The following is a 570-nucleotide window of genomic DNA, read 5'->3' on the forward strand; positions in this document are numbered from 1 at the left end:
AAGAGAGAAAACAAGCTATATTAAGCAAGCTATCGCCGCCACATAACTTAAGTGTATCAGAAGTTGCAAGAAGTGAAGGCATAGGTGTACAAACCCTATATAATTGGCGTAATCAAGCTAGAGAACAAGGACAGCCCATGCCCGGCAATAAAAACACTCCCGACAACTGGTCAAGTGAAGCAAAACTTGCCACCATCATAGAGGTCAGTGGCTTATCAGAGACCGAGCTTAGCGAATACTGCCGTAGTAAAGGCCTATATGTCGAACAAATCAAAGCATGGCGAGCCGGAGCCTTATCAGGATTCAATCAAAGCCAAAAGCAGAGCTTAGCAAGCAGACGACAGCAACAAGCTGACCGTAAAAAGATTAAAAAACTAGAACGTGAACTTAATCGCAAAGAGAAAGCTTTAGCCGAAACAGCTGCTTTACTGGTACTGAGAAAAAAGCTGGATGCGCTCTGGGAGACACAAAGCGAGGACGACTAACCTCACTGCCACAGCGCAAGCAATACATTACATTGATTCAAGAAGCTAATATTTCAGGGGCAAGGCTAAAGCAAGCATGTAACGA

Annotated in this window: 1 pseudogene; it reads left to right on the plus strand. The window is 44.2% G+C overall.

The annotated features are described in order from the left end of the window. Positions 1–570 (plus strand): annotated as a pseudogene (locus A1019T_RS00115) (transposase); the annotation flags it as partial.

Origin of the sequence: Psychrobacter piechaudii, assembly GCF_900162825.1 — a bacterium.
GTDB classification, from domain to species: Bacteria; Pseudomonadota; Gammaproteobacteria; order Pseudomonadales; family Moraxellaceae; genus Psychrobacter; species Psychrobacter piechaudii.